Origin of the sequence: Pseudoxanthomonas sp. GM95 (genome assembly GCF_900109775.1) — a bacterium.
Lineage (GTDB): Bacteria > Pseudomonadota > Gammaproteobacteria > Xanthomonadales > Xanthomonadaceae > Pseudoxanthomonas_A.
Genome location: NZ_FOAX01000003.1, coordinates 582,547 through 600,490 on the forward strand (window position 1 = coordinate 582,547; position 17,944 = coordinate 600,490).

The 17,944-nt window shown below is 68.8% G+C and carries 17 protein-coding genes; 11 read left to right on the plus strand and 6 right to left on the minus strand.

What is annotated here, in order from left to right:
* Positions 1–163: 163 nt before the first annotated feature.
* Positions 164–2,305, plus strand: coding sequence for a TonB-dependent receptor family protein (locus BMZ17_RS17355; protein ID WP_254775416.1), 2,142 nt, complete (start codon positions 164–166; stop codon positions 2,303–2,305).
* 36 nt (positions 2,306–2,341) lie between these two features.
* A complete protein-coding gene (locus tag BMZ17_RS17360) occupies positions 2,342–2,713 on the plus strand; it encodes a DUF779 domain-containing protein (protein ID WP_093141701.1) in 372 nt (123 codons plus the stop codon).
* 590 nt (positions 2,714–3,303) lie between these two features.
* On the opposite strand, the gene BMZ17_RS17365 is transcribed toward BMZ17_RS17360, so the two are convergent.
* Both BMZ17_RS17365 and BMZ17_RS17370 read right to left on the minus strand, forming a co-directional pair.
* A complete protein-coding gene (locus tag BMZ17_RS17365; RefSeq protein WP_093141705.1) occupies positions 3,304–3,507 on the minus strand; it encodes a hypothetical protein in 204 nt (67 codons plus the stop codon).
* A 69-nt stretch (positions 3,508–3,576) separates the two neighbouring features.
* Entirely contained in the window at positions 3,577–3,879 is a 303-nt protein-coding gene (locus BMZ17_RS17370; protein WP_093141708.1) for a YciI-like protein, read from the minus strand.
* A gap of 266 nt (positions 3,880–4,145) precedes the next feature.
* On the opposite strand from BMZ17_RS17370, the gene BMZ17_RS17375 reads away from it, so the two are divergent.
* Positions 4,146–5,348 (plus strand): amino acid aminotransferase, encoded by a 1,203-nt coding sequence (locus BMZ17_RS17375; protein ID WP_093141711.1) that lies wholly within the window; start codon positions 4,146–4,148, stop codon positions 5,346–5,348.
* Positions 5,349–5,488: 140 nt separating this feature from the next.
* Here BMZ17_RS17375 and lldD read toward each other — a convergent pair whose 3' ends face one another.
* The 3 genes from lldD to BMZ17_RS17390 form a co-directional block, all read right to left on the minus strand.
* Positions 5,489–6,634, minus strand: coding sequence for an FMN-dependent L-lactate dehydrogenase LldD (gene lldD / locus BMZ17_RS17380; RefSeq protein ID WP_093141714.1), 1,146 nt, complete (start codon positions 6,632–6,634; stop codon positions 5,489–5,491).
* Positions 6,631–7,386 carry a transcriptional regulator LldR gene (gene lldR, locus BMZ17_RS17385; protein WP_093141717.1) on the minus strand — a complete coding sequence of 252 codons (756 nt, stop codon included), beginning with the start codon at positions 7,384–7,386 and terminating at the stop codon, positions 6,631–6,633. The genes lldD and lldR overlap by 4 nt, the downstream gene beginning before the upstream one ends.
* 148 nt (positions 7,387–7,534) lie before the next feature.
* Positions 7,535–8,110 carry a methyltransferase family protein gene (locus tag BMZ17_RS17390; RefSeq protein WP_254775418.1) on the minus strand — a complete coding sequence of 192 codons (576 nt, stop codon included), beginning with the start codon at positions 8,108–8,110 and terminating at the stop codon, positions 7,535–7,537.
* Positions 8,111–8,271: 161 nt separating this feature from the next.
* Here BMZ17_RS17390 and BMZ17_RS17395 point away from each other — a divergent pair, with 161 nt between their 5' ends.
* Complete coding sequence (locus BMZ17_RS17395; RefSeq protein ID WP_093141723.1) at positions 8,272–9,375, plus strand: sensor histidine kinase; 1,104 nt, start codon at positions 8,272–8,274, stop codon at positions 9,373–9,375.
* Entirely contained in the window at positions 9,372–10,013 is a 642-nt protein-coding gene (locus tag BMZ17_RS17400) for a response regulator (protein WP_093141726.1), read from the plus strand. Before BMZ17_RS17395 ends, BMZ17_RS17400 begins: the two co-directional genes overlap by 4 nt.
* Here BMZ17_RS17400 and BMZ17_RS17405 read toward each other — a convergent pair.
* On the minus strand, positions 9,994–11,088 hold the full coding sequence (locus tag BMZ17_RS17405) for a sulfotransferase (protein WP_093141729.1): 1,095 nt from the start codon (positions 11,086–11,088) through the stop codon (positions 9,994–9,996). The genes BMZ17_RS17400 and BMZ17_RS17405 overlap by 20 nt on opposite strands.
* A 215-nt stretch (positions 11,089–11,303) precedes the next feature.
* Between BMZ17_RS17405 and BMZ17_RS17410 the strand changes: the two genes are divergently transcribed.
* From BMZ17_RS17410 to BMZ17_RS17435, 6 genes are all read left to right on the plus strand, one after another.
* Positions 11,304–12,308: a class 1 fructose-bisphosphatase gene (locus BMZ17_RS17410; RefSeq protein ID WP_093141732.1), complete on the plus strand. Its 1,005-nt coding sequence runs from the start codon at positions 11,304–11,306 to the stop codon at positions 12,306–12,308.
* Positions 12,309–12,424: 116 nt separating this feature from the next.
* On the plus strand, positions 12,425–14,017 hold the full coding sequence (locus tag BMZ17_RS17415) for an APC family permease (protein WP_093141735.1): 1,593 nt from the start codon (positions 12,425–12,427) through the stop codon (positions 14,015–14,017).
* Positions 14,018–14,062: 45 nt separating this feature from the next.
* On the plus strand, positions 14,063–14,761 hold the full coding sequence (locus BMZ17_RS17420) for a 2OG-Fe(II) oxygenase (RefSeq protein WP_093141738.1): 699 nt from the start codon (positions 14,063–14,065) through the stop codon (positions 14,759–14,761).
* 239 nt (positions 14,762–15,000) lie between these two features.
* Positions 15,001–15,390 carry a GntR family transcriptional regulator gene (locus BMZ17_RS17425; RefSeq protein WP_093141741.1) on the plus strand — a complete coding sequence of 130 codons (390 nt, stop codon included), beginning with the start codon at positions 15,001–15,003 and terminating at the stop codon, positions 15,388–15,390.
* Between the two features lie 2 nt (positions 15,391–15,392).
* A complete protein-coding gene (locus BMZ17_RS17430; protein ID WP_093141744.1) occupies positions 15,393–16,316 on the plus strand; it encodes an ABC transporter ATP-binding protein in 924 nt (307 codons plus the stop codon).
* On the plus strand, positions 16,313–17,917 hold the full coding sequence (locus BMZ17_RS17435) for a hypothetical protein (RefSeq protein ID WP_093141747.1): 1,605 nt from the start codon (positions 16,313–16,315) through the stop codon (positions 17,915–17,917). The genes BMZ17_RS17430 and BMZ17_RS17435 overlap by 4 nt, the downstream gene beginning before the upstream one ends.
* Positions 17,918–17,944 lie beyond the last annotated feature (27 nt).

The following is a 17,944-nucleotide window of genomic DNA, read 5'->3' on the forward strand; positions in this document are numbered from 1 at the left end:
GAAACGATGTGTTTTCTTCTTTTCCCGGCCCTGTGCGGCGTGCATGCCTGACCAAAGTCGTAGCATGTCGCCGCCTGGCCCATCGCGCGTCGCGCGCACACTAGCGACCATGCTGTCGCGCCGACGGCCAGCTGCCATCTCCGTAGACGAAGAACCGCCATCCATGAACTCCCCGCGCCCCACCCTGCTGCACGTCGCCTGCCTGGCCATCCTCTCGATCAGTGCACCCGCACTGGCCGATGACGCGCCCGCCACCTCCGATCCGGTGAACCTGGATCGCGTCGTGGTCACCACGCGCCTGGAGCGCGTGCCGGCCTTCGACGTGCCCGCCTCCACCACCACCGTGGACCTGGGCGAGGGCGGCCACAACGACGTCAACCTGTCCGATTACCTGGGTGGCGTGCCTGGTTTGCTGGCGCGCGACCGACAGAACTACGCGCAGGACACGCAGATCTCCATCCGCGGCGCCGGTGCGCGCTCGACCTTCGGCGTGCGCGGCATCCGCCTGTATTCCGATGGCATCCCGGCGACGATGCCCGATGGCCAGGGCCAGGTGTCGCACTTCAACCTGCTGGGCGGCGAGCGCGTGGAAGTGCTGCGTGGGCCGTTCTCGGCGCTGTACGGCAACTCGGCCGGCGGCGTGATCCAACTGTGGAGTGCTGCGCCCACGCAGGAACCGGAATTCACCGTGCAGTCCACCTATGGCCGCAACGACAGCTGGACCGCCGGCGCGCGCGTGCGTGGCACCGCTGGCCCGGTCGGCTACAACGTGGCGGTGCAGCGCTTCATGACTGATGGCTACCGCGATCACAGCGCCGCCGAGCGCAACTCGGGCAATGCCAAGTTCACCTTTGACTTAGGAAGCGCCGGCACGCTGGACCTGGTCGGCAACAGCTTCCAGTCCGATGCACAGGACCCGCTGGGCCTGACCTGGGCGCAGGTGCAACAAGACCGCACGCAGGCCACGCCGCAGGCCGAGCAGTACAACACCCGCAAGTCGATCCAGCAGAACCAGCTGGGCGCGCTGTACACGCTGCCCATCGGCGAAAGCCAGAAGGTCCGCGTCAGCGCCTGGGGCGGCAACCGCAAGGTCGTGCAGTACCTGTCGCTGCCCATCGCCACGCAAGCCAACCCGCTCAATTCCGGCGGCGTGATCGACCTGGACAACGACTACGGCGGCGTCGATGGCCGCTGGTCCTACCAGGGCGAACTGGCCGGACGGCCGCTGGAACTCAACGTCGGCAGCAACTTCGAGCGCCAGCGCCAGACCCGCACCGGCTACAACGATTACGTGGGCACCACGCTGGGCGTGCGCGGTGCGTTGCGCCGCGACGAGCGCAACACGGTGGAGAACTTCGACCAGTACGCGCAGGCGTTCTGGGAGTTCGTGCCGCGCTGGTCGCTGCTGGTCGGCGCGCGCCACAGCCAGGTGCGCTTCTCGTCGAAGGACTACTACATCGTCGGCACCAATCCCGATGACAGCGGCAGCAAGGACTATTCGGAAACCACGCCGGTCGCGGGCCTGAGCTTCGCGGCCACCGACGACCTGCGCTTCTACGTCTCGGCCGGCCGTGGGTTCGAGACGCCCAGCTACAACGAGATCGGCTATCGCGCCGATGGCGGCGCCGGCCTGGCCTTCGACCTGCAGCCGGCGGTGAGCCGCAACTACGAGCTGGGCGCCAAGTGGCGCGCGCAGTCCGGCGCACATGCGGAAGTGGCGCTGTTCCGCGCCAGCACCGAGAACGAGCTGGCCGTGGCCCGCAACGTCGGCGGCCGCAGCAGCTACCGCAATGTCGGCGATGCGCGTCGCCAGGGCGTGGAAGTCAGCGCTGGCTTGCCGCTGGCGCAGGACTGGTCGCTGGACGTGTCCTATACCTATTTGGACGCCACCTTCCGCGACAGTTTCCCGATCTGCACCGCGGCCGGCTGTACCGTGGCCAACACTCTGGTCGCCGCCGGCACCCGCATCCCCGGCACCGCGCGCAACCAGCTCTCCACCACGCTGGGCTGGCGCCACGGCGACTGGAACGCCAGCCTGGAAGGCGAAGGCGTCAGCAACGTCAGCGCCAACGACCCTGGCACGGCGATGGCGCCGGGCTACTTCCTGGCCAATATCGAAGCCGGCTACCGCTGGCGCTTCAGCCACGGCACGCTCAACGGCTTCGTGCGCGTGGACAACCTGCTGGACCAGGATTACATCGGCTCGGTCATCGTCAATGAAGGCAACGGCCGCTATTACGAACCCGGCCCGGGCCGCGGCGTGATGGTCGGCGGCCGCTGGACCTGGGGCGGCGACGGCGGCTGAGCCACCTTTCGCAACACATCAAACGAGGAGATCACCATGGACACCCGTCAGGTCATCGCCACCATCCCCACCCTGCAGCTGGTGGACAAGCTGCGCGGACGCCACGGACCGGTGCTGTTCCACCAGTCCGGCGGTTGTTGTGATGGCTCCTCGCCGATGTGTTTCCCCACCGACGATTTCATCGTCGGCGACCACGACGTGCAGCTGGGCGAGATCGGCGGGGCGGCGTTCTACATCAGCGCCTCGCAGTTCGAATACTGGAAGCACACGCAGCTGATCATCGACGTGGTGCCGGGGCGTGGGGGGATGTTCTCGCTGGAGAATGGCGAGGGGGTGCGCTTCCTGGTGCGCTCGCGGTTGTTTACGGATGAGGAGTTCGAGGCGCTGAAGGTGGAGGGGAAAGTTTGATCTTCTCTTTCTCGTTCGAACTACGCCTTGCTGCCGGGCAGGTTTCTAGCAAAGCAGAGCTTCCACGCCGCTGCGCGGCGCGTCTTCCTTTTGTCTTGGCAAAAGGAAGCAAAACCGCCAGCGCCTGACACTCGCCGCCGCGATGCGGCGGTGCCCTGTGCTCCTCGCCGGAAACGGCACGGCGCGCAAACTCGCTTCGCTCAGACACGCGCGCCTCTTCGGCCGTTTCCAACTCCGGTGCTCGGCTCGCTTTAAAGGCGCTGAAATCAAGAGCGAAGCAACAGCAAAATCAACATCGGCACTACGCGCGATGCTGCTCTTGCTTGCGCTTTCAGATCTCCGTGAGGCACGGCGAAGGGATGAGGTAAAAACCCGCAGGGCGATGCACATGGATGTGCATCGTTTTTGGACGGGACAGGATGTCCCATCCAAAAATCCCTCATCCCGTAGCGAACCCGCGCAGCGGGCGTGTCGCCCGGAGTGTGTTTCTTTGCCTAGCTTTCTTTGCACAAGCAAAGAAAGTAGGTCGGGCGGCGAAGCCGCACGAAAGCTCTGCGCTTCAAAGCATCAAAAGCAAAAAGCGGCGCGCGTCAGAACCGAAAGAAATACGGCCCCGCCATCAACACAGCGCCAATCAACACCGTCACCCAAGCGCTATCCACAAACCACGTAAACAACCCCAGCGCCAATCCACACAACGCCGGCATCAGCATCTTCTGGCGAACGCCATAGACCATGTAGCCGCCGCCAATGGCGCCGAACAGCATCCCCCAGACCAGGTTGGCGGTGTCCATGCAATCGCTCGCGGCAAGACAAGTGAGGAGCGCAGTCTAAAACCGCGACATGCGCGCCGTGTGCCGGCCTCAGTCCAGCGTCACCTGCTGGCTGGCCGAGGCGCCGACCACCGTCGCCCAGGGCTTGACCGTCCAGCCCACCACCACGCCGTTGCGCACGTACGGATCGTCCTGGGCGAAGGCGCGCGCGGCCGCGTCGCTGTCGCCCTGGAACAACAGCAGCGCGCTGTCGGCCGGCTCGCCCACCGCGCCGCCCAGGACAAGTTCGCCACGTGCCACCGCAGCCTGTGCATACGCCAGATGCGCGCGGCGGAATTGCCCGCGGCGGGCCAGGTAATCCGGCGCGGTGTCGTAGATCAGCAGGAAGTGCATGGCCAAGGGCTCCGGGCAGGCGAAAGCAGGGTCAACCAGTGTGGTCGTGGCCGCGCGCGGCTTCAATGGCGACGGCACCAGGCCACTGTTGGCTGAACGTTGTCGCCTGCAACCATCTACTGGGACACAAAGCCGCGCCGCTGCTGGGTTTGCCCGGGCTGTGCCTGTTACGATTGCACCCCATTTTTCCGCCCCGGCGCCCTGCGCTGGCGGCGGAAGACGCGCCTGCCGCGCGCCCTCTTTCTCCCGCCACATCGAGTCACGCCGTGTCTTCTTTTGCATCCGTTGAACAGGTCCCGGGCGATCCCATCCTGGGCCTGACCGAGGCTTACAACCACGATACCCGTCCGGGCAAGGTCAACCTGGGCGTGGGCATCTACTACGACGAGTCCGGTCGCATCCCGCTGCTCAAAGCCGTGGCCAAGGTCGAAGAAGCGCTGGCGCTGGAAGCCAAGCCGCGCGGCTACCTGCCGATCGACGGCCTGCCGGCCTACACCCAGGCCACCCGCGAGCTGCTGTTCGGCAAGGATTCGGAGCTGCTGAAGGCCGGCCGCGTCGCCACCACCCAGACCGTGGGCGGCAGCGGTGCGCTGCGCGTTGGCGCCGAGGTGCTGCGCAAGCTGCTGCCGCACGCCACCCTGGCCCTGAGCCGCCCGTCGTGGGAAAACCACCGCGCGGTGTTCGAGGCCGCCGGCTTCGAGGTCAACGAGTACACCTACTTCGACGCCGCCAGCCACGGCGTGGACTTCGCCGGCATGCTCGCCGACCTGAAGGCGCTCAAGCCCAAGACCACCGTGCTGCTGCACGCGTGCTGCCACAACCCGACCGGCGCCGACCTGACCGTCGCGCAGTGGAAGGAAGTGGCGCAGGTGTTGAAGGACGGCGACCTGTTCCCGTTCATCGACATGGCCTACCAGGGCTTCGACAAGGGCATCGCCGAAGACGCCGCCGCGATCCAGGTCGTGGTCGAGGCCGGCATCACCGATTTCATCGTCGCCAGCTCGTACTCCAAGTCGTTCTCGCTGTACGGCGAGCGCGTCGGCGCGCTGACCATCGTGGCCGCCACCGCCGAGCAGACCAAGGCGGTGCAGTCGCACGTCAAGCGCATCATCCGCACCATCTACTCCAGCCCGTCGACCCACGGTGCGGCGCTGGTGGCCGGCGTGCTCAACAACCCCGAGCTGCGCAGCGACTGGGAAACCGAGCTGACCGCGATGCGCGAGCGCATCCACAGCCTGCGCGCGGGCCTGGTGCAGAAGCTGGAAGAAGCCGGCGCCGGCGATTTCAGCTTCATCGCCAAGCAGGCGGGCATGTTCAGCTACTCAGGCCTGACCAAGGACCAGGTGGAGAAGCTGCGCGAAGAACACGCCATCTACGCCATCACCTCCGGCCGCATCTGCGTGGCCGCGCTCAATGCCAACAACCTGGACCGCGTGGCCCAGGCGATCGCCGCGGTGGTCAAGGGCTGAGGCTTTCGCGTGTCCCCGGTGTGATCGGGGACATCGCGGAATAAAAAAGCGCCGGCATTGCCGGCGCTTTTTTGTTGCCTGATGAGCGGCTGAGGTTTTGTGGGAGCAGCTCCCACAACAAGCTTCAAACCTGATCCGAATCAAAGCTGCGCGCGCGGCACCAGCGACTGCGGGCCGATATCGGCGATCGTGCGTGAGCTGGTCAGCACCATTGCCACGCGCATTTCCTTTTCGATCAGGTCCAGCAGATGCGCCACGCCGGCCTCGCCCGCGGTGGCCAATGCGTAGATCCAGGCGCGGCCCAGCAGCACCGCATCGGCGCCCAGCGCGAGCATGCGCACCACGTCCAGGCCGGTGCGAATGCCCGAGTCGGCCAGAATCTTGATGTCGCCCTTCACCGCATCGGCAATGGCCGGCATCGCGCGGGCCGAAGACAAGACGCCATCGAGCTGGCGGCCGCCATGGTTGGAGACCACGATGCCGTCGGCGCCGAAACGTACCGCATCGCGCGCGTCGTCCGGATCGAGGATGCCCTTGATCACCATCGGGCCCTTCCAGAATTCGCGGATCCACTCCAGGTCCTTCCACGAGATCGCCGGGTCGAAGTTCGCCCCCAGCCAGCCGATGTAGTCCTCCAGCCCAGTCGGCTTGCCCACATAGGCCGAGACGTTGCCCAGGTCGTGCGGCTTGCCGTGCAGGCCCACGTCCCAGGCCCAGCGCGGGTGCGTGGCGGCCTGCCACATCCGGCGCAGCGGCGCGTTGGGCCCGCTCATGCCCGAGTGCGCATCGCGGTAGCGCGCGCCCGGCGTGGGCATGTCCACGGTGAACACCAGGGTGGTCACGCCGGCGGCCTGCGCGCGCTCCAGCGCGTTGCGCATGAAGCCGCGGTCCTTGAGCACGTACAGCTGGAACCACATCGGCCGCGAGATCGCCGGGGCGACTTCCTCGATCGGGCAGACCGAGACCGTGGACAGGGTGAAGGGAATCCCGCGCGAAGTCGCCGCACGCGCGGCCTGCACCTCGCCTCGGCGGGCGAACATGCCGGTCAGGCCGACCGGCGCCAGTGCGATCGGCAGCGAGAGTTTTTCGCCGAACAGTTCGGTGCGCAGGTCCAGCGCCGACATGTCCTTGAGCACGCGCTGGCGCAGCGCGATCTCCGACAGGTCCGACACGTTGTGGCGCAGCGTGTGCTCGGCGTAGGCGCCACCATCGATGTAGTGGAACAGGAACGGCGGCAACCGGCTTTGGGCCGCGGCGCGGTAGTCGGTGGCGGCGGAAATGATCATGGGGTCTCCACGGCAACGGGACGGCGCGCGGCGCGCAGGCGGCGGGCCTGGTCTTCGTCCAGCGCGCGCAGGGAGGTGTGGACGAAGCGCAGGTGCGCCTGCGCCGCATCGCGGGCGCGTTGGGCATCGCCGGCGACGATGGCGTCCATCAGCGCGCGATGCTGCTGCGAGAGCGGCTCGAAGGTGCGGGGCGACAGGTAGAGCTTCTCGCGGCTCTCGCGGATGCTTGCCTGCAGCAGCTCGAACAGGCCGCGCATGACCTGCAGCAGCACCAGGTTGTGCGAGGCCTCGGCGATGGACAGATGGAAGGCCGCATCGGCGCGCGCTTCGGCCTGGTGGTCGCCGTGGCCGTGCGCGGTCTGCATCGCCTCAAAGCAGGCCACGATGCGTGCGCGGTCTTCGTCGGTCGCGCGCAGCGCGGCCTGCCAGGCGGCCTCGCCTTCCAGCGCGTGGCGGATCTCCAGCACGTCGAAGGCGTAGTCCGGGTTGTCCTGCACCAGCGCACTCAGCGGCGCGACGATGCGCTGCTCCTGCCAGCCCAGCGCCGCCGCCTGGACGTAGGTGCCGCCGCCGACGCGGCTGACCAGCAGGCCCTGGCTGGCGAGCTGGGCGATGGCCTCACGCAATGCCGAGCGCGAGACCGACAGTTCCTGCGCCAGCGCGCGTTCGGCCGGCAGGCGGTCGCCGGCCTTCAGTCCGCAGGTCTGGACAAGCGCGCGCAGTTCGGCGGCGACGCGGTCGGCCACCCGCATCGGGGCGGGCGGCACGGGAAATTTGGTCTGACCGATTGAGGCATGCATTCCAGCATTAGACGCCGGTTGGTCTGGCCTTTGCAAAGCCTGCTTTGGTCGAATGCGCCTCTCACCGAATGGATTGGACGGACCAATCAAGCAATCCCGCTCACCACACGCCCGGCAGCAGGCGCCAAGTGCGCCTGGCATGAGCGGCCCACGCCGGTCCAAACGCCTGGGCCAGCACGCCTTCTTCCACCTGGATCCGGCGCAGGAACACCGCCGTGCTCAGCACCACCATCACCGCCAACGAAGCCCAGCTACCCAGGCCCAGGCCCAGCCCGTAGAAGCAGGCCAGCGCGCCGGTATAGGACGGATGACGCAGCACGCGGTACGGCCCGGCGGTGATCAGCACGTGCTCGGGCTGGATCCCCACGTCCACGGTGAACTGGCGACCCAGCACGCGGATCGCCCAGATCCGGAACGCCAGTCCGCCGGCCACCAGCGCGGTGCCGAGCCACAGCAGCGGCGCCTGCCAGCCCGCCGGCCAGTGGCCGATGCCAAGCGTGGCCAGCACCACCGCCACGGCGATCGCGCCGTACAGCACGATCCACAGCAGGCGCAGCGTGCCGGCATCGCGGGCGGGATCATCGGCACTGCGGCGGCGATGGCTGACGAACACTTCCATCGCCCACCAGGCGGCGCAGGCGATCCAGAACAGCAGGTGCGGCAGGTCAAGGTGCATGGCGGTCTCGTTGGCGACAGGGGCTTGGGCCCGATGTATCCAGTCTGCGCCGCGATGCATCGCCGATCAGGTGCCGGCGGTCATCGCCGCGACCTGCCAGAAGTCACCACTTGCCGCGCAGCCATTGCGGAGCGGCCAGCGTCGCGGTCAGCATCGTGGCCATGAACGAGATCGTCCGCCGCATCGCCCTGCCCCTGCACCTGGCCGGCCTGGTCAGCGTGGCCGCCGTGGGCGTGTCCTTCCTGCACCAGGACATCGCACACGCGCCGCTGCACTGGGTGCTGCTGTCGGTGTTCGCGCTCTGCACCGTGGGCCAGCATGGCTGGCCGGAATATTCGGCGAGGCGCATCGCGGTGGTGCTGCTGGAAGTGGCCTGCGCACTCGGCCTGGCCTGGCTGGCGCCGCGCCAGGGCACCGCGCCGGTGCTGCTGGTGATGGTGGTCGCGCAGCTGTCGATGCTGTGGCCACCGCGCGTGGTGCTGGTGGTGGCGCTGCTGCTGGATGCGGCGCTGTACGTCGTGCTGCGCGCGAACGGCTTCACCAATGCCGGGCTGATCGTGGCGGTGTACCTGGGCTTCCAGGGCTTTGCGGCATTGATCGGCTACTACGCGCGCACGGCGTGGAAGGCCCGCGACGCCTTGGCCCTGGTCAACGCCGACCTGCTGGCCACGCGCGCCCTGCTGGCCGACAGCGCGCGCGATGCCGAGCGCCTGCGCGTGGCGCGCGAGCTGCACGACGTGGCCGGCCACAAGCTCACCGCGATGAAGCTCAACCTGCGCGCCCTGGCCGGCGATCCGGCCCTGGCGGAGCGCAGCGAGGTGCGCATCGCCCAGCAGCTCTCCAGCGAACTGCTCGACGACATCCGCCAGGTCGTGCAGGCGCTGCGCGATACGCGCGGGTTGGATCTGCAGACCGCGTTGCGTGCCCTGGCCGCGCCGATGCCGCGCCCCGCCCTGCAGCTGTCCATCGCGCAGGACGCCACGGTCACCGATCCGGCCTTGGCCGAGACCCTGCTGCGCATCGTGCAGGAAGCCCTCACCAACGCCGCGCGCCATGCCGATGCCGACACGCTCTTCGTCCAGCTCACGCGCGAGGGCGATGCGCTGCTGCTGCAGATCGAGGACGATGGCCAGCGCAGCGTGCGCCTACGCGAAGGCAACGGCCTGTCCGGCATGCGCGAGCGCATCGCCGCCGCGCATGGCCACCTCGAACTCGACACCAACCCGCGCGGTGCGCTGCGCATCGCCGCCAGGATTCCCGCATGACCGACGCCGCTCCCATCCGTATTGCCCTGGCCGATGACCAGGCGCTGGTCCGCGCCGGGCTGCGCGCGCTGCTGGAGCAGCAAGGCATCGTGGTGGTGTTCGAAGCCGGCGATGGCGCAGAGCTGATCGCCAAGCTCGCCGACCAGCCGGTGGACGTGATCCTGAGCGATATCCGCATGCCCGGCGTCGATGGCATCGAGGCCTTGATCCAGCTGCGCGCGGCCGGCAACGCCACGCCGCTGATGCTGCTGACCACCTTCGACGACAGCGACCTGCTGTTACGCGCGACCCAGGCCGGCGCGCAGGGCTTCCTGCTCAAGGACGCCGCGCCCGAGGATCTGCGCGAGGCCATCGCCCGCGTCGCCGGTGGCGACACCCTGCTGCAGCCGGTCAGCACCGATCCGGTCCGCGCGCGTTTCCAGTATCGCGAGCAGGACGCACCCAGCGATCCGTTCAACGAGCGCGAGGTGGCGATCCTGCGGCTGCTGGCCGGCGGCTATTCCAACAAGGAGATCGCGCGCACGCTGTTCCTGGCCGAAGGCACGGTGAAGAACTACGTCTCCACCATCCTGGACAAGCTGGGCACGCGCGACCGCACCCGCGCGGTGCTCAAGGCGATCACGCTGCGGGTGATCTGAGCCGCGCGTCGGCGTCCAGCCACGCCAGCGCGTGGCGACGCAGCCGCGCATGCACGGCCAGCGCCTGGTCCAGCGCCGCGCTGGGGCCCTGGCCCGGCATCCGCAGCGGCGCGGGCTGGAAGTCCTCCATCGGCACCGGCGCGTCCAGCCCCAGGTGCTGGCCCAGGCGCGCGGCGAACCGCGTGCGCTGCCCGGCCAACAGGTCGTAATCGATGAACACCTGGCGCTGGCGCACCTGCGGCGGCTGGGTCAGCAGGTGCGCGTACACGCTGCTCCACAGCTGCAACCAGTAGTCGAGGTGATCGCGCGACAGCGATTGCAGCGGCGCGCCAGCCAGCAGGAACGGACGCTGGTCGGCGCCGAATTCGTGATGCCCCAACCAGCCCATGTAGCGCACGCGGAACGGATCGTCGGCCGCCAGCGCGCAGGCACGCCGATGCTGCGCGCGCAGCGAAGCGGCCTGCTGCAGCGGATCGCGGAACGGATGCAGCAACGTGGCGTCGGGCGCCGACTGCAGCAGCGCCGGCAGGCGCAGCAGGTTGTTGTTGTTCTTGGACAGATAGCGCGGCCGGCCGTGGCGCAGCTGCACCAGGCGCAGATAACGGGTGAAGGCGATGACGGTCGCATCGCGCGGCGGCACCGGCACCAGCCCGGACGGACTCAAGTAGCGCTCGCCTTCGTGGTGCAGCCAGAACACTTCCTCGATCGCCTCGGGGCTGTCCAGGTCGTGCAGCACGCCATCGCCGTGGCCGCGCTCGCGCGCCTGCACCTGGCGCTGCGTGCCGCCGCTGAGCCGCGCCCAAGTGTTGGGCGCCAGGGCGAACGGCATGTCCCGATACGACAGCGCGGCGAAGTGCCCGGTGCCGTGCAGCATCCGCATCAGCACCGTGGTGCCGGCCCGCGCCAGGCCGCTGACGAACACCGGCTGCGGGCTGGCCAGCACGTCGGCTGCACGGCCGTAGCGCGCCTGCTCCAGGTCGTAGGCCAGTTCGCGCGCCGGCGCGCTGCCCAGCGCCACGCGATGCAGCAGGCGCTCGCCCAGCGAAGGACGGCGCGATCCGGGCGCCCCGCTCATGCGGGGCGGGCAGCGATGGAAGACACGGGCGCTGGCACGGAGGGCTCGGGCACGACAACACAGGTGCGCAGACTGCCCGCGCCAGCGGCCGGCACGATCCCGGCCCTTGTCAGCCCCGCGCACGCCGCGTTTGCGGCCGACACAGACACGCTCACCATCGCCACGCGGGAAATTGGCGACAATGCCCGCCCCCACGTCACGAGGCACCGTCCACGATGCAGCCTGTCACCCTCACCCGTTACCTGGTCGAAGAGCAGCGCGAAGGGCGCATCAGCGCCGAGCTGCGGCAGACCATCTCGGTCGTCGTCCGCGCCTGCACCACCATCTCCATTGCCGTGGGCAAGGGCGCGCTGGGCGGCGTGCTGGGCGAAGCCGGCACCGGCAACGTGCAGGGCGAGGCGCAGAAGAAGCTGGACGTGATCAGCAACGACATCCTGCTGGAAGCCAACGCCTGGGGCGGCCACCTGGCCGCCTGCGCCTCGGAGGAAATGGACCACTGCCAGCCGGTCCCGGCCGAATATCCGAAGGGCGACTTCCTGCTGCTGTTCGATCCCCTCGACGGCAGCTCGAATATCGATGTCAACGTCTCGGTCGGCACGATCTTCTCGGTCCTGCGCTGCCCGGAAGGCCGCAGCGAAAACCCGACCGACGAAGACTTCCTGCAGCCGGGCCGCCAGCAGGTCGCCGCCGGTTACTGCATCTACGGGCCGCAGACCACGCTGGTATTGACCACCGGCCACGGCACCCATGCCTTCACCCTGGACCGCGAGCAGGGCCTGTTCGTGCTGACCCAGGCCCACATGCAGATCCCGGTCGAGACCAGGGAATTCGCGCTCAACATGTCCAACCAGCGCCACTGGGAGCCGCAGATGCAGGCTTACGTGGACGACCTGCTGACCGGCAGCGAAGGCCCGCGCGGCAAGGACTTCAACATGCGCTGGATCGCCTCGATGGTGGCCGACGTGCACCGCATCCTGACCCGCGGCGGCATCTTCATCTATCCGTGGGACAAGAAGGACCCGGGCAAGGCCGGCAAGCTGCGCCTGATGTACGAGGCCAACCCGATGGGCCTGCTGGTCGAACAGGCCGGCGGCCTGGCCAGCACCGGCCGCGCCCGCATCCTGGACCTGCAGCCGGACCAGCTGCACCAGCGCGTGCCGGTGTTCATGGGCTCGCGCGCCGAGGTCGAGGCCGCCGAGCGTTACCACGCCCAGGCCTGAAACCTGAAAGCGCCGGCCACGCCGGCGCCTGACCGGAACCTGACGCCCGCGTCAGGTTCCTGAGACAATCGAACGCTTGTGGCCGCGTCAGCGGCGCCAGCTCAGGTTGTCCCCAGATGTCCCAATATTCCCCGCGCCGCGAAGTCGGCCCTTTCGCCCTGATGCTCACCGGCCTGGGCTCCATCATCGGCTCGGGCTGGCTGTTCGGCGCCTGGCGTGCGGCCGGCCTGGCCGGCCCCGGCGCGATCTGGGCCTGGGTCATGGGCGCGGCGATCATCACCACGATTGCGCTGACCTACGCCGAACTGGGCGCGATGTTCCCCGAATCGGGCGGCATGGTGCGCTATAGCCACTATTCGCACGGCTCGCTGGTGGGCTTCATCGCCGGCTGGGCCAACTGGATCGCGATCGTCTCGGTGATCCCGGTCGAGGCCGAGGCCTCGGTCCAGTACATGGCCTCCTGGCCCTACGCCTGGGCACAGGCGCTGTACGTGCACCTGCCCGATGGCCACGGCGAACTGGCCGTGCCCGGCCTGCTGATCGCCGCGGTGCTGGTGATCGTCTACTTCCTGCTGAACTTCTGGAGCGTCAAGCTGTTCGCGCGCTCCAACACGCTGATCACGGTGTTCAAGCTGGTGGTGCCGGCGGCCACGGGCCTGGCGCTGATCGCCAGCGGCTTCCACAGCGAGAACTTCGGCGTCGGCATCCACGGCGATGCCCACACCATCGACCTGGCCGCGGTGCTGACCGCGGTGGCCACGGCCGGCATCGTCTTCAGCTTCAACGGCTTCCAGAGCCCGGTGAACCTGGCCGGCGAGGCCCGCAACCCGGGCCGCAGCATTCCCTTCGCGGTGCTGGGCTCGATCGCGCTGGCCACGGTGGTCTACGTGATCCTGCAGGTCGCCTACCTGGGCGCGGTGCCGCCGGACCTGCTGGCCAAGGCCGGCTGGCACGGCATCGATTTCCGCTCGCCGTTCGCCGAGCTGGCGATCCTGGTCAACCTGCACTGGCTGGCGATGCTGCTGTACGTGGATGCCTTCATCAGCCCCAGCGGCACCGGCATCACCTATACCGCCACCACCTCGCGGATGATCTACGCGATGCAGCGCAACGGCACGATGCCGGCAGTGCTGGGCCGCCTGCACCCGCGCTGGGGCGTGCCGCGCCCGGCGATGTGGTTCAACCTGGTGGTGTCCTACCTGTTCCTGTTCTTCTTCCGCGGGTGGGGCACGCTGGCGGCAGTGATCTCGGTGGCGACGATCATTTCCTACCTGACCGGCCCGGTCAGCGCGATGGCGTTGCGCCGCAGCGCGCCGGAGCTGGATCGCCCGTTCCGCCTGGTCGGCCTGCCAGTACTGGCCGGCGTGGCCTTCGTGATGGCGACCGAACTGCTGTACTGGGCGCGCTGGCCGCTGACCGGGGAAATCATCCTGCTGATGGGCGTGGCCCTGCCGGTCTACGCCTATTACCAGCGCAAGCAGGGCTGGCATGACTTCGCCCGCCACTTCCGTGGCGCGGCGTGGCTGGTGGTGTACCTGCCGGTGGTGGCGTTCCTGTCGTGGGCCGGCAGCACGACCTTCGGCGGGCGCGGCTACCTGCCCTACGGCGCCGACCTGCTGGTCGTGGCCGTGGTCGGCGTGGTGTTCTACCTGTGGGGCGTGCGCGCCGGCTGGCGCACCCCGGCCCTGGCCGAGGCCAAGGCGGACTAACGCCACGCACCCAAGCCGCCACCGCCACGCTGGTATCGTGGCCGGATGCAGCAAGACGATTTCATCGAGGTCTTCCACGACGCGGTCGATGCGGCCACGTGCGCGGCCATCATCGAGCGCTTCGAGGCCAGCGGCCAGGAACATCCCGGCCTGGTCGGCGGCGGCCACTTCCCCGACCTCAAGCGCAGCAGCGACATCAGCATCAGCGGCCAGCACGGCTGGAGCGATGTCGAGCAGGCGCTCAACCAGGCCGTGTTCCGCGGCCTGCTGCAGTACCTGCGGCGCTATCCCTTCGCCCTGATCGCGCCGGTGATGCTGCAGCACGCCGAGCCGGGCGAAACCCCGCGCCGGATCACTTACGACGACATGCTGGACATGGAGGACGCGCGCCTGTCGCAGCTGCTGATGACCGTGCTGCGTCCGGGCCGGATCAACCTGCAGCGCTATCGCGCCGGCGAAGGCGGCTATCCCTACTGGCACTGCGAGCTATATCCCAAGGACAAGCCCGCCGAGACCCTGCACCGCCACCTGCTGTGGACGCTCTACCTCAACGACGGCTTTCAGGCCGGCGAAACCGAGTTCTTCCACCAGCAGCGCAAGATCGCCCCTCGCACCGGCAGCCTGCTGATCGCCCCGACTGCCTTTACTCACACCCACCGCGGCAACCGCCCCGTGGGCGGCGACAAGTACATCGCCACCAGCTGGGCGCTGTTCCAGCCGGCGGCGCAGTTGTACGGCAACTAGCGAGCGGCTGGCGTGGACGCGCCGTCGTTCAAGCAGACGTCGCGCGCCTGAGTATTGGCACCTGTAGAAGCATCCGATGCCATGACCAGCCCCTCCCTTTGTCCGCGGCGAAAGGGAGGGGCTGGACCGCGGCTTCGAGCGGCGGCGAACGACCGCCAGACAACAGCACCCGCGATGCCTCCCTGTGCCGCCGCCCGAACACTTGACGCCACCCTGCGTGTATTAGAGTATTGATACACATGGACGCATCCCTGCTCTCGATCCAGCCTGCCTCGGCGGTGCCGATCTACCGCCAGATCGTCGACCAGCTGCGCCGGCTGATCCGTGCCGGGCAGCTGCCGGCCGGCGCCACCCTGCCCTCGGTGCGCGAGGTGGCCGCGGTCCACGCGATCAACCCCATGACCGTGTCCAAGGCCTACGGCCTGCTGGAAACCGAAGGCCTGCTGCTGCGCCAGCGCGGCAAGGGCATGGAAGTGGCCGCCCAGGCCGCGGCGGCTGGCTCGCCGGATTCGCGCCTGGCCCTGCTCGATCCGGCGCTGCAGACCGTGGCCCATCACGCGCGCCAGCTCGAACTCCCCGCCGAAGCCGTCCTGGCCCGGCTCTCCGCCCTGCTCGACAAGGAATCCTGAGCATGTCCTCGACCAGCCCCGCCCTGCACCTGTCCACCATCCTGCCCGGCCACGACGCGGCGACGCCCCTGCGCGCCGAAGGCCTGAGCAAGCGCTATGGCCGCCAGACCGTGCTGCAAAACCTGTCGCTGCAGCTGGAACCGGGCACGGTGCTGGGCCTGATCGGCCGCAACGGCGCCGGCAAGAGCACCCTGCTGCAGCTGCTGCTGGGCCTGGCCGAACCCGATGCCGGCCAGGCGACGGTGTTCGGCCAGCCGGCGCTGCGCATGGGCGATGCGGTCAAGCAGCGGCTGGGCTACGTGCCGCAGCAGCCGATGGCCTTCCAGTGGATGACCCCGCGCCAGCTGCTGCGCTTCCTGGCCCAGGTCTACGACGGCTGGGACCAGGCTCATGCCGAGGCGCTGCTGGCGCGTTGGGACATCCGCGCGGACAAGGTGCTGGCCAAGCTTTCGCCCGGCGAAACCCAGCGCCTGGCAATCGTGCGCGCGCTGGCGCCGCGCCCTGCCCTGCTGGTCCTGGACGAACCGGCCGCGGCGCTGGACCCGGTCGCGCGCCGCCAGCTGCTGCGCGAGATCGTCGCCCACGCCGGCGAGGAAGGCGGCAGCGTGCTGTTCTCCACCCACATCGTGTCCGACCTGGAGCGTGTGGCCTCGCACGTGGCCTTCCTGCACGAAGGCCGGCTGCTGCTGCACACCGACATCGACGCGGCCAAAGAAACCATCGCCCGCGTGCACGTGCCGGCGGCAGGCGTTGCGGCCCTACCCGAGCGCCTGCCGGGCGAGCTGGCCCGGCGCGCGCTCGGCGATGGCGGCATCGCCCTGGTGCTGATGGACGATGGCCACACCAGCGCGCAGCTGGCGCAGCGGCCCGGGGTGCAGTGCGAGCCGCTGGGGCTGGAGGATCTGTTCGTGGAGATCGCCGGATGAGCGCGCATCCGCTGACGCTGCCGGCCACGGTGATCGCCAACCGCCATGCCGGCACCTGGCTGGTCCACGCGCTGTGGCTGGTGTTCAACGTGGGCGCGGCGTTGGTCCCCGTGCCCAACCACATGCTGCACCTGCTGCTCAGCGGCTTCGGCATCGCCTTCTGGTGGATGCTGATGAGCGGGCACCTGCTTGGCACCGCCTGGCAGATGCACCGCATGCTGCTGCCGCGGGTGTGGTCCACGCTTGCCAGGCTGCTGCTGCCGGCCTGGATCGTCACCGTGCTGCTGCCCGCGCTGGCCTGGGCCTGGCTGGACCACGCCAGTGTCCTGTCCAGCATGTGGATTCTGACCATGATCATGCTGGGCTCGGTGCTGCTGACCAGCGTGCCGCCGGTGCTGATGCTGGCCATGCTGCCGCTGGGCATCGGGCTGAAAATCGCCGCGCTGCTCGGCCTGCACCTCGACCTGCCGGCGTGGAACGACGCGATGGCCATGGCCGCCCCGCCGTTACTCTGCGTGCTGGTCGTCCTGTGCTGGTGGCCGCTGTTCCGGCGTGGTGCGCCGACCGCCCAGTGGCTACGGCCGATCGCCATCACCCTGCAGACCGGCACCGGGGCGTTCTCGGTCGAGCAGATGCGCCAGCAGCAGACCGTCGGCTGGCTCGGCGGCAACATCCCGCCCGCCCTTGCGCTGCCCGCACGTCACCGCAACCGCGCGGTCATGGGCGTCGCGCTGGGCCCGGCGATCGGCAAACCCACCCTACGTGCGCTGCTGCTCGGCCACCTGTGGCTGGTCGCGCTGATGGCACTGTGGCTGAGCAGCAGTGGCCGCGATGCGGACCATGGCGCTCGCGTCGTCACGTTCTTCATGCCCTCGATCATGGTCGCCATGATGCCGGCCAGCGCGCTGACCCGCATGTGGATGCTGTTCCGCAAGCCGGAGCTGGGCCTGTACGAACTGGCGCTGCTGCCTGGCCAGGCCAGCGGCTCCACCCGCGCCCATGACCTGGTCCAGCAGCTGCTGGAACGCATGGGCACCAGCACGCTGATCGCCATCGTCTTGATGTCCACCTACGGCGCTCTGCGTGGCGCGCCGCCGGTGTATTTCATCGCGCTGCTGGGCACCGGCCTGGCCAGCCTGCTGGTCAATGCCACGCTGGCGCTGTGGTGCGCCGGGCGCGGTGGCGTGCACGGCATGGCACTGGGCGTGCTGATGGTGCTGGAGTGCGCCGCGGTGCTGATGGCCAGCTACCGGATCATCGACCTGGGCCAGGTGCCGGGCTGGATCCTGTTCGCGTGGACCACGCTGATGCTCGCCAGCGGCGTGACCCTGGCCCGCCTGGCGCGCCGCTTTGGCGAACGAAAGCAGCCCTGGCAGTCGCGCGTCGATGGCGGGCAGCCTCAGTGGCAGGGTCCGGCGCTGCTCGGCACCGGCGCGCTGCTGCTCGCAAGTGGCGTGTTGCCCCGCCTGCTCAACACGCCGGCGGCTGGCCACGTGACCGAAAGCCGCGATGCGCTGATGACGGCGATCGGCGTGGCGGGCATCGTCGTGATCCTGCTGGGCCTGAAGGTCCTGCGACGCCAGCGTGCCCTCGCGCGCTGATCTTCCTCGCGTACTTCCACGGAAAGG

Coding starts and splice junctions, on each gene's coding strand:
- BMZ17_RS17355 (WP_254775416.1), top strand. CDS start 164: ATGAACTCCCCGCGCCCCACCCTGCTGCACGTCGCCTGCCTGGCCATC.
- BMZ17_RS17360 (WP_093141701.1), top strand. CDS start 2,342: ATGGACACCCGTCAGGTCATCGCCACCATCCCCACCCTGCAGCTGGTG.
- BMZ17_RS17365 (WP_093141705.1), bottom strand. CDS start 3,507: ATGGACACCGCCAACCTGGTCTGGGGGATGCTGTTCGGCGCCATTGGC.
- BMZ17_RS17370 (WP_093141708.1), bottom strand. CDS start 3,879: ATGCACTTCCTGCTGATCTACGACACCGCGCCGGATTACCTGGCCCGC.
- lldD (WP_093141714.1), bottom strand. CDS start 6,634: ATGATCATTTCCGCCGCCACCGACTACCGCGCCGCGGCCCAAAGCCGG.
- lldR (WP_093141717.1), bottom strand. CDS start 7,386: ATGCGGGTGGCCGACCGCGTCGCCGCCGAACTGCGCGCGCTTGTCCAG.
- BMZ17_RS17390 (WP_254775418.1), bottom strand. CDS start 8,110: ATGCACCTTGACCTGCCGCACCTGCTGTTCTGGATCGCCTGCGCCGCC.
- BMZ17_RS17395 (WP_093141723.1), top strand. CDS start 8,272: ATGAACGAGATCGTCCGCCGCATCGCCCTGCCCCTGCACCTGGCCGGC.
- BMZ17_RS17400 (WP_093141726.1), top strand. CDS start 9,372: ATGACCGACGCCGCTCCCATCCGTATTGCCCTGGCCGATGACCAGGCG.
- BMZ17_RS17405 (WP_093141729.1), bottom strand. CDS start 11,088: ATGAGCGGGGCGCCCGGATCGCGCCGTCCTTCGCTGGGCGAGCGCCTG.
- BMZ17_RS17410 (WP_093141732.1), top strand. CDS start 11,304: ATGCAGCCTGTCACCCTCACCCGTTACCTGGTCGAAGAGCAGCGCGAA.
- BMZ17_RS17415 (WP_093141735.1), top strand. CDS start 12,425: ATGTCCCAATATTCCCCGCGCCGCGAAGTCGGCCCTTTCGCCCTGATG.
- BMZ17_RS17420 (WP_093141738.1), top strand. CDS start 14,063: ATGCAGCAAGACGATTTCATCGAGGTCTTCCACGACGCGGTCGATGCG.
- BMZ17_RS17425 (WP_093141741.1), top strand. CDS start 15,001: ATGGACGCATCCCTGCTCTCGATCCAGCCTGCCTCGGCGGTGCCGATC.
- BMZ17_RS17430 (WP_093141744.1), top strand. CDS start 15,393: ATGTCCTCGACCAGCCCCGCCCTGCACCTGTCCACCATCCTGCCCGGC.
- BMZ17_RS17435 (WP_093141747.1), top strand. CDS start 16,313: ATGAGCGCGCATCCGCTGACGCTGCCGGCCACGGTGATCGCCAACCGC.